11 protein-coding genes are annotated in these 11,767 nt (G+C 70.9%); 4 read left to right on the top strand and 7 right to left on the bottom strand.

From position 1 onward, the window contains the following. Positions 1 to 215: 215 nt before the first annotated feature. Positions 216 to 1,853 (top strand): sigma-54-dependent Fis family transcriptional regulator, encoded by a 1,638-nt coding sequence (locus tag FMQ63_RS35800; protein WP_011555830.1) that lies wholly within the window; start codon positions 216 to 218, stop codon positions 1,851 to 1,853. An 18-nt stretch (positions 1,854 to 1,871) separates the two neighbouring features. Here FMQ63_RS35800 and FMQ63_RS35795 read toward each other — a convergent pair whose 3' ends face one another. The 7 genes from FMQ63_RS35795 to FMQ63_RS35765 all read right to left on the bottom strand — a co-directional run bounded on the left by FMQ63_RS35795 (position 1,872) and on the right by FMQ63_RS35765 (position 9,719). Then, entirely contained in the window at positions 1,872 to 2,600 is a 729-nt protein-coding gene (locus FMQ63_RS35795; RefSeq protein ID WP_011555831.1) for a rhomboid family intramembrane serine protease, read from the bottom strand. 149 nt (positions 2,601 to 2,749) lie between these two features. Next, complete coding sequence (locus FMQ63_RS35790) at positions 2,750 to 2,947, bottom strand: hypothetical protein (protein WP_013938428.1); 198 nt, start codon at positions 2,945 to 2,947, stop codon at positions 2,750 to 2,752. A 162-nt stretch (positions 2,948 to 3,109) separates the two neighbouring features. Then, the gene (locus FMQ63_RS35785) at positions 3,110 to 3,325 is read right to left on the bottom strand and encodes a hypothetical protein (RefSeq protein WP_026113800.1); all 216 of its coding nucleotides are present in this window, start codon (positions 3,323 to 3,325) and stop codon (positions 3,110 to 3,112) included. A 29-nt stretch (positions 3,326 to 3,354) separates the two neighbouring features. Next, positions 3,355 to 4,551: an acetyl-CoA C-acetyltransferase gene (locus FMQ63_RS35780; RefSeq protein WP_011555834.1), complete on the bottom strand. Its 1,197-nt coding sequence runs from the start codon at positions 4,549 to 4,551 to the stop codon at positions 3,355 to 3,357. A gap of 76 nt (positions 4,552 to 4,627) precedes the next feature. Continuing rightward, entirely contained in the window at positions 4,628 to 5,275 is a 648-nt protein-coding gene (locus FMQ63_RS35775; protein WP_026113801.1) for a hypothetical protein, read from the bottom strand. A 136-nt stretch (positions 5,276 to 5,411) separates the two neighbouring features. Next, positions 5,412 to 6,068 carry a 2-hydroxychromene-2-carboxylate isomerase gene (locus FMQ63_RS35770; protein ID WP_011555836.1) on the bottom strand — a complete coding sequence of 219 codons (657 nt, stop codon included), beginning with the start codon at positions 6,066 to 6,068 and terminating at the stop codon, positions 5,412 to 5,414. Between the two features lie 66 nt (positions 6,069 to 6,134). Beyond that, the gene (locus tag FMQ63_RS35765; protein ID WP_011555837.1) at positions 6,135 to 9,719 is read right to left on the bottom strand and encodes a protein kinase; all 3,585 of its coding nucleotides are present in this window, start codon (positions 9,717 to 9,719) and stop codon (positions 6,135 to 6,137) included. A gap of 380 nt (positions 9,720 to 10,099) precedes the next feature. Here FMQ63_RS35765 and FMQ63_RS35760 point away from each other — a divergent pair, with 380 nt between their 5' ends. The 3 genes from FMQ63_RS35760 to FMQ63_RS35750 all read left to right on the top strand — a co-directional run. Beyond that, positions 10,100 to 10,762: a serine protease gene (locus tag FMQ63_RS35760; protein ID WP_011555838.1), complete on the top strand. Its 663-nt coding sequence runs from the start codon at positions 10,100 to 10,102 to the stop codon at positions 10,760 to 10,762. Between the two features lie 111 nt (positions 10,763 to 10,873). Next, on the top strand, positions 10,874 to 11,209 hold the full coding sequence (locus tag FMQ63_RS35755) for a hypothetical protein (protein WP_225888097.1): 336 nt from the start codon (positions 10,874 to 10,876) through the stop codon (positions 11,207 to 11,209). Positions 11,210 to 11,311: 102 nt separating this feature from the next. Next, on the top strand, positions 11,312 to 11,767 hold a 456-nt coding region (locus FMQ63_RS35750; protein WP_141276984.1), incomplete at its 3' end, for a response regulator.

Genomic DNA, 11,767 nt, shown 5'->3' with positions numbered 1-11,767 from the left:
CCCCCAGCACACCCACCACCCCGGCCGCCGCCGCGCCTTGAAGCACCACGCGTCTGTCGAGTTCGTCGCCCATGACGGCCGCCTTCTAATGCAACCGGAAGACCACGACACCCAAAACTCCAACCTATTGGATTTGCTCCGCCCCCTAAACCTTCCGTGCAACGGGCCTCTCAAAACGATAGAGACTCCACTCATTTTGGAAGGAGTCCTACAGCGTGGGTGGCCGTTTCGAGCTGGACTTGAGTGAGCTGCTGTCGTTCGACCCGGGGGGTGGACTCATCCACTTCGGAGGCCAGCGCGTGCTGCTGATGGACCCGGTGGCGCTGGGGCTGCTTCGCAAGGAGCTCATCAAGCTGATGGGGATGACGGCGGCGCGCGGCACCTTCACGCGCCTGGGCTACGCGCACGGCTGGCGTACAGCCGAAGCGATGAAGGGCGCGGTTCCCTGGAAGGACGAATCCCTGTGGCGCCGTGCCGGCGGGCGGCTGCACACCCTCCAGGGACAGGTCCGGGTGGAGCCCGTCCAGCGCCGCGCGGACGAAGGCCCGGAGCCCTTCGCCGAAGCGCAGTGGCACGACTCCTATGAAGCCGAGCAGCACCTGCTGCACCTGGGCCAGTCCGACCAGCCGGTGTGCTGGAGCCTCACCGGCTTCGCGTCCGGCTACATGAGCTACGTCAACGGCAAGCCCATCTACGGCACGGAGCTGCGCTGCGTGGGCAAGGGAGACGCGGCCTGCCACTACGTGGGCCGTCCCGCCGAGGAGTGGAGCACTGAGTGCACGGAGGTGCTGCGCCTCTATGAAACCCAGTGCATGGAAGGCATGTTGGCGCAGGTGACGGAGGCGCTGCGGCAGGCGGAGCGCAAGCTGCGCGCGAAGCGGCAGTCGCTGGCGCGCGCGGGCGTGACGGAGGACCCGGCGGGCATGGTGGCGCGCTCGGAGGCGATGCAGCGGATCATCAACCTGGCGCGAAGGGTGGCGAAGGTGGACTCCACGGTGCTCGTCACGGGCGAGAGCGGCGTGGGCAAGGAGCGCATCGCCCGCCTCATCCATGACGAGTCAGGCCGCGCGCACACGGCCTTCGTCGCCGTCAACTGCGCCGCCGTCACGGAGAGCCTGCTGGAGAGCGAGCTGTTCGGCCACGCGCGCGGCGCCTTCACCGGCGCCACCCACGACAGGGCCGGCCTCTTCGAAGCGGCCCATGGCGGCACCCTCTTCCTGGATGAAGTGGGCGAGGTGCCACCGTCCATGCAGGCCAAGCTGCTGCGCGTGCTGCAGGAGCGCGAGGTGCGCCGCGTGGGTGAGAACACCAGCCGCAAGGTGGACGTGCGGCTGGTGGCCGCCACCAACCGCGACCTCGCGGAGGAGGTCCGCCAGGGGCGCTTCCGTCAGGACCTCTACTACCGGCTGCGCGTCATCGAGCTGAAGATTCCGCCGCTGCGCGAGCGCCGCGACGACGTGCTCCCCCTGGCGCGGCTGCTGCTCGCCGAGGCCGCGGAGCGCCTGGGCCGCAGGGTATCCGGCCTGTCCCCGGACGCGGCGGACCAGTTGCTGCGCTATGCGTGGCCCGGCAACGTGCGTGAGCTGAGCAACGCCGTGGAGCGCGCGGTGGCGCTGTGCGAGGGCACTCGGGTGGAGCGGGAGGACCTGCCGGAGGAGGTCCGCGCCGCGCCTCCCAGCCTGGTGCCCACCGGCAATCCGCAGCGGCTGGAGGACATGGAGAAGCACTACATCCTGGCGGTGCTGGCGCAGAACGGCGGCAACCGCGCGCGCACCGCCGAGCAGCTCGACATCGGCGTGGCGACGCTCTACCGCAAGCTCAAGCAGTACGGCCACCCGGAGGCGGCCCACTGAGTCGCGAAGGGCCCGGCGTCAGTTGAGGTACTGGTCCCGGTCCGGCCGGTCCTGCCGCACCACCTGCAGGTGCTTGGAGCGGCCCTTCAACTGACGCTGCAGCCGCCAGTGCTGCAGGTGCAGCCACAGCTTGCGCGGGCTGGCCCCGCGCACGTAGGCGAACGCCATGCAGAGGCCCAGCAGGTCCGGCACCTGCGTCTGCCAGCCACTGGTGACGGCCGACAGGACGACGAAGCCCGCACCGATGCCCGCCAGCGCGTTGCCCGACAGCGGCAGACCCCAGAAGTTCGTCTGTCCCCGGCCAATGGAGAGTCCGTAGGACACCCAGAGCACCGACGTCATGACGTTGCCGCCCGCGTACGCCTGCACCGTCGCGCCGGGCACCAGCATGGCCAGCAGCGAGGTGATGAGGCCCGCGCTCACCGCGATGCCCAGCGCCACCATCAACAGGCGCCTGCTGCCCCAGATGGACTCCAGGTAGCCGCCAATGGACCAGGTGATGATGGCGCCGAAGATGATGCCGATGGGGCTGGACTCGATGAAGGCATACGTCAGCGGCTGCCACAGGTAGAGCTTGCCGAACACCAGGTCCGGGAACAGCAGCAGCAAACCACCCGACTGCGACTTCGTGAGATGGAACATCACGGAGCCCGCCACCAGCGCCACCGCCAACTTGGACGCCGTGGTCTCCAGGCCGGGCAGTCCCATGCCGCCGCCCCCGCCTCCGAAGCTCCTCATCGGTCGCATTCAGTACACCATCCTCTCGTTGCTCAGAGCCGTCCAAAGGTGGTGGAACACCGCTCGCTTCGCAACCCCAAATGACGAAGGGCGCCCATCCCCGACACCGGGGAAAGCGCCCTCGAACACCCACGCTTCGTCAACTGCCTCGCGGCCAATCAGGCCTTCGGCTTGTAGAAGAGCGTGATGGTCAAGCAGTGGAACTCCTTGTCGGAGGACTGCGTCACCACCCGGTCGACCACCTCGAGGTTGGAGTTCTCCTTGAGCCACTTGGTGATGTTCTCACCCATGTTCTCGCGGTCACGCGCGAGCGTGGTGGAGAACACCTTGACGCCCGTGAAGCTGATAACGCCCATTCCGACCCTCGTCATAAACCAGAGATTCTGGACGTTTACCCCGAGACGATTCCGCCATCAAGAATCGGGCCCGACAATCCGGCCCTTGCGCGTCCTGGCACCCCACCCGGGAGGTGGGCTCCCGAGCCTCGCACGGAGCGCGCGGGCCCGGGGGCTGGAACGTCACCGGCCGCTGGCGGCCTTGCGCGACAGGCAGGTGACCTCGTCCTTGCAGGCCGGGCCAATGCCTTCGGGGTGTGCCGTCAGGGGCGTCTTGTCGCTCTCCTCCACGCTGCACACCACGCACTTGCGCTTGCGGTTGCGACGCTCGGCGCGGCGCTGCTCCGCGATGGCCTTGGCCCGCTCACGCGCCGTCTTCGCGTCCACCTCGTTGCTCATCTCGCGTCCTGGTTGGAAGTCCTGTGCCATCAGAGCGCCTCGACGAGCACCGCGATGCCCTGGCCGCCACCGATGCAGGCGGACCCGATACCATAGCGGGCGCCGCGACGCTTCAGCTCGTACACCAGCGTGGTGGTGATGCGCGCGCCGGAAGCCCCCAGCGGGTGCCCCACGGCGATGGCGCCACCGTTGACGTTGGTGCGCTCGCGGGGCAGCCCCAGCTCCTTCTCCACCGCCAGGTACTGCGGCGCGAAGGCCTCGTTGACCTCGAAGAGGTCGATGTCCGACAGCTGACACTGGGCGCGCTCCAGCAGCTGGCGGATGGCCGGCGCGGGGCCGATACCCATGATTTTCGGGTCGCAGCCGGAGACGCCCCAGTTGACGAGCCGGCCAATGGGCTGCAGGCCGTGCTTCTTCACGAAGCTGCCGGTGGCCATCACCATGGAGCCGGCGCCGTCGCAGATGCCGCTGGCCGCGCCCGCGTGCACCACGCCGTCCTTCTTGAAGACCTTGGGCAGCTTGCGCAGGCTCTCCACCGACGTCTCCGGGCGGTTGTGCTCGTCCCGGGACACCACCGTCTCCCCCTTCTTCGTCTTCAGCGTGACGGGGGCGATTTCATCCTGGAAGCGGCCCGCCTCCTGCGCGGCGGCGAAGCGCTTCTGGGTGAGGACGGCGTACTCGTCCACCTGGTCCTGCGTGAGCGAGTAGTCCACCGCGAGCTGCTCGGCGGTGAGCGCCATCGGCTGGCCGGTGTAGCTGTCGGTGAGGGCCGTCCACAGCATGTCCTCCAGGCTGCCCTTGCCCAGTGGCAGGCCCCAGCGGGCGCCGCGGATGACGTGGGGGGCCTGGCTCATGGACTCGGTGCCACCGGCCAGCACGACGGCGGCCTGCTCGGTGAGCATCAGCTCCGCCGCCGTGATGAAGGCCTGGAAGCCGGAGCCGCACAGCCGGTTGACGCCCAGCGCGGGCACGGGGACGGGCACGCCGGTGCGCAGGCCCACGTGGCGCGGCAGGTAGATGGCGTCCGCGCTGGTCTGCACCACGTTGCCGTAGACGACGTGCTGGACGTCTTCCGGAGACACCTTCGCCTGGGCCAGCGCGGCCTTCGCCGACTCCACGGCGAGGTCGGTGGCACTGAGGTCCTTCAGGCTTCCCCCGTAGGTACCGAACGGGGTGCGCTTGCCGGACAGGAAGTAGATTTCCTCGTTCTTGGACACGCTCTTCATGGTGGTCGTCTACCTACTCTCATGGGGCGCGCGGTGCACGCGCGCCGTGACGTCGTGACGTGTGGGACGGGCGGCCCTAGGGCGCGCGCGGCCCGAAAAAGGCGCTGGCGACGATGGCAAGCGCGATGACGGTCCACAACAAACCTTGAAGGTTCTGTTTCCGGATTTCCTTGCGACCGAGCCCCTGGTACCAGGAACGCCCGGCTGCCACCCTGCCTTCCCAGGTGAAATCCCCGGCGGGCTGCAACCCGTCCAGGCGGCGCAGGTGCGCGCGCAGCAGGCGGTCGGGCGGAGCGTCCTCCAGTGAACCCGCCAGGTAGACGCCGGGCACCTCCAGCGCCGGGCGCCGGTAGTCCGCGGTGATGACGAAGCCCCCGGAGGCCAGGGGCGTGAGGAGGTACAGCCGGGGCGCGCCGCCCTGCCCCTCGTGGAGCGTGGCGAAGACGCACTCACCCGGGTGGGCCCAATCGTAGGAGCGCGTGGCGCGCTGGAGGCGCGGTTTCTCCTCGTGGCTGCCCAGCGGCACGAACCCCAGCGCCTGGAGCTGGTTGGCGCGCCCCGACAGCTCCAGGGGCAAATCCATCTGGTCCGCGGGCGCCTCAGGCTCCACCCGCACGCTGGACGGGAAGAGGAAGAGGATGCTGCGCCACAGATTCATGGACAGCAGCACGAGCGCCAGCACCAGGCCGGCGACGGCGATGCCCAACTCGGCGAGGACGTTCATGAAGGGAGGACCTCCAGGTGCATTGCCCCCCACGCCACGGGCGCGAGGAGCCGAACGAGGGAGGTCAACAAGGCGGGCCGACCGGAGACCATGACTCCGGGACCCTAGCGGAAAGCGGCGCCCGCGTGCGCTGGCTTCAGCGCCGGGACGCGCTGGCTGGCAGCGTGCGCCAGCGCTCGACGTCCGCCGGGGTGAGCGGGTCTTCGCCGCGCAGGAACTGCTCCAGGTGCCCCAGCGAGTCCACGCCGAAGAACAGCTCGCCGTCCGCCAGATAGGTGGGCACGCCAAAGGCCCCGGCGGCCACCGCCGCCTCGGTGTTCCGCCGGACCCGGTCCTTCACCTCCTGCGTCTGGGCCGCCGCGAGCAGCGCCTGGGCGTCCAGCCCCGCTGCCTGAATCGCCGCGCCCACGGCCTCGGGCGACTCCGCCCCCTTCCCGCCGCCCCAGGCGGAGACATACAGGGCGCTCACCAGCCGGCTCCGGGCCTCCACGTCATCCACGGCGGCCGTCACTCGCAGCGCGAGCAGCGGGTTGAAGGGATGCGTCGGTGGCGGCGCGAAGGGCACGCCAAGGTCATGGGCGATGCGGAAGGTCTGCTTGAAGATGTAGGCCCGCTTGGGCACGACCTCCGCGGGACCGATGTTTCCCGTCGCGTTGAGCACCCCCGCGAGCAGCACGGGCACCGGCTCCACGGTGCGGCCATGGCGCGCGGCGAGCGCCGGCAGGCGCGTCCAGGCCAGGTAGGCATACGGCGAGATGAAATCCAGCAGGAACCGCAGTGGGGTCGGGGCCATGGCCCGAGTCTAACGCCCCGCGTCCGGGCCGTGAGGACACAGTCCCGTCGACTTTCCAGCGTCACATCAGGCGCTCTGACGCAGCTCCCCGGCCCGGCGCTGGAGCGCCCCCCGCAGGGAGCTGGCCAGGGCCAGCAGGCTGGAGGCCCGGGCATCCATGAAGGCCGCCTCGGCCGCCTCCAGCGCCACCACCGAGGACTCCGCGTCCCGCGCGCGCTCCGCGAGCGCCAGCCGCACCAGCCCCACCTGGAGCACGTTGCCCGTCAGCTCCGCCAGCGCGAGCGCCCGGCGCAGGTGCGTCAGGCCCTCCTCACCGGGCAGCAGCGCCGCCAGCGCCCGGCGGGAGAGGATTTCATCCCACGGATTGGCCAGCACCGGGTCCGTGGCCCGCGCCAGCGCCGCCTCCGCCGCGTCCTGCGCCGCCACCAGGTTGCCCTGCTCCCGTTCGAAGCGGGACTGGTAGACGCGCAGCAGCGTCTCCATGCGCACGCCGCCCTCGCGCGCGGCGGCAAGGGCCGCGGGAAGTGAGCGGCGCGCCGCGCCCGCATCCTCGAAGAGCACGTCGCGGCAGGCCTGATACACCCGCAGGTGACACTGGAGCCACCGGTCCTCCGGCAGCACCCGCGCCAGCGCCTCGGCGCGGGCCACCACCGCGGCCACGTGCTCGTGCTCGCCGCGCTCCAGGTAGTACGGCGGTGTGAAGAGGGCCAGGTTGCGCTCCATCAACCGGGGGTTGCCCAGCCGCCGCACCAGCTCCGTCTTCTCCGTGAAGGCCGGGACGAACGCCGCGCCGTCGCCCGTGAAGGCCGCGCGCGTCACCACCGCGAACAGATGGAAGCCGCGCACATCCGTGAACCCATGGGCCTCCGCCACGGCGTACCCGTCGCGCAGCGCCTGCGCGTCCAGCGGCTCGCCGCGCAGCGCCAGGTTCATGTTCATCGTGAAGCCACCCATGCCCAGCGCCCACGCCAGGCGCTTGGGCAGCCGGCCCATCACCTCGCACAGCCCGCGAAGCCGGTTCAGTTGCTCGTACTGCGTCTCCAGCACGCCGGAGAAGCGGCCCGTGTAGGCACACAACTGGGCAGGCGCCAGTTGCACCGCGGCGCGGTAGGGCGACACCTCCGGCTGCTCGGCCCGCACGCGCTCCAGCAGCGCCGTCAGCTCCTCCGTGCGGCCCACGCTGGCCAGCGCCATGGCCTGGAGGATGCGCAGCTCGGCCTGCTTCCAGAAGACGTCCGCGGTGCTGGCGAACGTGTCCGCCTCCCGCTCGCGGAACAACGCCTTCAGGCGCGCGGGACGCTCCGCTTCGGGCGCGGCGCACGCGGCCTCCAGCGCGGCCACCGCCTGCGTTCGCCCGTCCACCAGGTCCACCGTGGAGGCCCAATGGGCGCTCAGCTTCCGCGCGAAGACGAGCGAGGTGGGCGGGTCGCTCGAATAGCCCACCTCCACCATCGTCACCCAGATGCGCAAGAGCAGCCTGTCACGTCCCGGGAAGTCCGGCGCGGCCTCCAGCAGCATCGCCGCTTCCTTCAGCAGCAGCGTCGCTTCCAGCAGCGCCTGCGCCTCGATGGCGGCCCGTCCCGCGTCCAGCAGCGGGCCAATGGCCAGCTCCGGCTCCGACGAGCGCAGGTAGTGCCACCCCACCGTGCGCGACAGCTCCGGCCGCGACGAGTGCAGCGTCTGGAGCGCCAGCGCCACGCGGCCGTGCGCCACGCGCCGCGCATCCTCGGGCGTGCTGTCGTAGACGGCCTGGTGCACGGTGTCGTGCGTGAAGACGTAGCGGCCCTCCACCTCCTGGAGGAACTGCCGCTCCACGATGCCGTCCAGCACCGCGAACAGCTCGGACTCGGGCAGCTCCGCCAGCGCGCGGAGCATGGGCAGCTCCAGGCTGCGGCCCGCGGGCGCCAACTGGCGCAGCAGCGACACCTGCTCCGCCGGAGCACTGCCCAGGCGCGCGAGCACCGCGTCGTGGATGCTCGCGGGCAGCGGCCGTGTGTCCAGTCCCTCGACGGCGCTCCACCGGCCGCCCACCCGCGTCAGCGCGCCTTCCTCCACCAGCGCGCGCAGGCACTCGGTGGCGAAGAAGGCATTGCCGCCCGTGGTCTCATGCAACCGCGTGACGAAGGCCGCGGGCACGGCCAGCCCCGGCAGCGCCAGCTCCACCAGCGTACGCACGTGCTCGGCGGCCAGCGGCTCCAGGTCCATGCGGGTGGTGATTTTCTCGTCCACCGTCTGGAAGGCCAGGCTCAGGCGGCTCAGCTCGCCGTTCCGGAACGTGCCCACCACCATGCCGCGCGTGCCGTACAGCGCGCGGATGAGGACGTTGAGCACCTCCAGCGTGGCGCTGTCGGCCCACTGCAGGTCCTCGAAGCACAGCACCAGCGTCATCCGCCGGCCCAGCGCCTGCACCCACTCCGCCAGCGCGCCGAAGAAGGCCAGCTTCTCCTCGCCCGCCACCGGGTGCACTTCGCCCGCGTCCGGCGTCAGGCCCGGGAGCAGTTGCCGCAGCTTCGGCCCGAGGCGCTCCATCATCTCCGAGGGCGTGAGCGGCACCAGACACCGCACCGCCTGGACGATGGGCGTCAGCGGCGCCTGTCCCTCCGCGCGGCACTGGCCCCGGCCGAAGGGCAGCTCCGCCAGCTTCGCCTGGAGCTCGAACTCCTGGAGCAGCCGCGTCTTGCCCACGCCCGCGGGCGCGCCGATGAGCACCGCGCGGGACTGGCCCCAGTCCGCCTCGGCCAGGCCGTTCATCAGCGCTTCCAGCTCCGCGGCGCGGCCCACCACTTCCGGCACGTGCAGGTAGCTGGCGCGCGCCGACAGCGGCTCCTCCGGCATCGGCTCGCCGCTGGCGTGGCAGAGCGCCTCCATCAGCTCGCTGGCGTCCTGGAAGCGCTCGCGCGGATCCTTCGCCAACAGCAGGAGGATGATCTCCTCCAGCTGCGGATCCACCGGACAAATCGTGGACGGCTTCGGCGGCGGCCGCGTCAGGTGGTCCGCCAGGAGCGCCGCCGGGGTGTTGCGCTTGAAGGGCAGCCGGCGCGTGACCAGGTAGTAGGCCATGACGCCCAGCGAATAGAGGTCCGCGCGCCCGTCGATGCTCGCGCCGCGCTGCCACTCCGGCGCCAGGTACTCCAGCGTGCCCTTGAGACGGCCGGGGCTGGGGGTGCCCAGCTGGTGCATGACGCCGAAGTCCATCAGCTTCACCGCGCCCGCGCTGGTGATGCGGATGTTGCTGGCCTTGATGTCGCAGTGCACGTACAGCCGCGAGTGCAGGAAGGCCAGGACCTGGGACATCTGGATGAGCACGCGGTACAGCGTGCGCGTGTCCAGTGGCGACTCACGCCCCAGCGAGCTCAGGTCCTGCCCGTCCACCACCTCCATGGTGATGAAGCGGTTGCCGGCCTCCGTCATGCCCCAGTCGAAGACCTTGAGGGTGCCGGGGTGCTGGAGCTTCTTCATGGCGAAGAACTCGTGCCGGAACATCAGCACCAGCTCCTCCGTCTTGCCCGCCGTCAGGCCCGCGGGGACCTGCATCTCCTTGAGCGCCACCCGGCGGTGCTCGTGCAGGTCCGTGGCCAGCCAGATGCGGCCCATGCCGCCTTCGCCCAGCAGCCCTTCCACCCGGTAGCGCCCCGTCACCACCATGCCCACGGCCAACGAGCGGCGCTCCCCGGCGCGCGCTCCCGGCAGGGTGATGGGCGTGCGGATGCGGTCCCCCCATGAACTTGGAGGACGGCTGCGCTCGTCCAGGACTGCTGTCTTCTCCTCGTCGCTCACGAAGGGGAACCGGCGGGGTCAGCGAAATGCAGAAGTTAATGGGATATCACGTTTCCTTGCGACAGGCACACATCATCAGTGCCGTGTCGGCGTTGAGTGTCGTACCGCGCATGCGGCCCCAGGCGACAAGCACCTGACAACAGGGGCCTCGGCTGGACGGCGGCCTGGCAGCCCTGCCCGAAGCCCCGGACGCGTGGGTGCACATCCTCCCTCGAGAAGGCGCCGGCCGGGTGAGCGGGCCACGAGGGTGACGGATGAGGGACGCGGGCTGGAGGACGTGGCTGGGGGCGGGCGTGGGGGCGTTGCTGCTGACGGCATGCCACACGTCGGAAGAGGAGACACCGCCGGACCTCGACGACGTGGCGGCGGCGACGGTGACGCTGGAGCCGGGCCACTGCGCGGGCGTGGTGGTGGAAGACGGCCGGCACATTCTCACCGCCGCGCACTGCCTCCGGAATGAGGACACGCGGGTGCCCTTGTCCTTCCTGGGCGGACGCCGGATGGACGGCAGCGCCGTGCACGTGGACCGGGGCCGGGACATCGCCGTCCTCCGCCTGGACGCACCAGCGCCGGTGCGTCCACTGGACGTCGCCCAGGCCCTGCCCGCTCCGGGCGAACAGTTGGTGTTCGCGGGCCGCAATGACCGTCCCGACGAACCTCAGCAGGCCGTGCTGGAACGGCTGGGCCGCTGCCCTTCGCTTCCCGAGGTGCCCGCCGCGCTCTTCACCACCATCCGGGGCCGGCCGGGAGACTCCGGCGCGCCGTTGGTGGACGCGCGCATGCAGGTGGTGGGGCTGGTCCACGGCGGGGCCGCCTGCCGCGTCGCCGCGCCCACCGCGGGGCTCGCGGAGGTGGTGGCACAACTGTCGCGAAGGGGACCGGCCCTGGCCCGGCAGGCGCCGCCTCCGCCTCGCTAGGCCGCCCTCCCATCAATGGGCCCTGGCGTCGTTGCCCCAGGGGCCGCCCGCTCTGAACTTGAAGCGAACGGGGCGGCACCTCACGCCCTCCCTACCCACGGAGACGGCACCATGGCTGGCAAGAAGGACAAGGGCCCCCAGGACGCGCGGCCCAGGGACATTGGCGATGACCAGCAGGCGGGCTTCCACGCCGGAGAGAATTTCCAACCGCGCAACCGCGGGCAGGTGGCGGACGCGCAGGACCGTGGCGCGGCGGACGCCTCCCGGCACCTCGCCCACGAGCACGGCGACGCGGCGCCCCACGCCGACACGCCGTGGGAGGCGCGCGTGGAGCGCGGCGAGGAGTGGACGTCCCAAGATGTCCCGGACAGGGAGGCCCGAGGCGACGAGGAGCCCGACTCCGCCGTCTCGCGTCAGGGCCTCGTGAGCCCCCCTCCCGAGGAGTAGGCGCCGCGCCACGGACCCCACGGCCCCAAGGGGTGCTGAGCACCCCCTCTTGCCCCGGCTGGCCCGTGGGGTGATGCTGGGCCTTTCGCCGGGGGAGAGCGTGTGCACCGGGCACCGCCGGGCGGCTGCCTCCCTGAGAGTCGGGGTGTCGTGAAGCCGAAGGTCCTCATCGTCGAGAATTCGTGGACGATGCGGGAGACGCTCCGTCTCCTGCTCTCTGGCGAGTTTGACTGCACCACGGCGGCCGACGGCGCGTCGGGGCTTCAGCAGGCCCTGGCGCACCCGCCCGATGTGCTCATCTCCGATGTGAATATGGACGGAATGGACGGCTACGCACTCTGTGGCCACTTCCGCTCCGAGCCCACGCTCAAGCACATCCCCGTCATCTTCGTCAGCGGCTATGCGCCTCGCACGGAAGGGCCCGCGGACCAGCCCGTCCCGGACGCCTACCTGGTCAAGCCGGTGAAGCCGCCCGTGCTCATCGCCCAACTTCACGCGCTGCTGGCTCGCGCGGAGGCCGTCACCCCGGCCGCGCCCACCATCCAGCCCGCGTGGAAG

Origin of the sequence: Myxococcus sp. CA005 (assembly GCF_006518205.1) — a bacterium.
Taxonomy (GTDB): domain Bacteria; phylum Myxococcota; class Myxococcia; order Myxococcales; family Myxococcaceae; genus Myxococcus; species Myxococcus xanthus.
The sequence above is the reverse complement of the archived record's forward strand: the minus strand, read 5'-3'. Positions and strand labels throughout refer to the sequence as shown.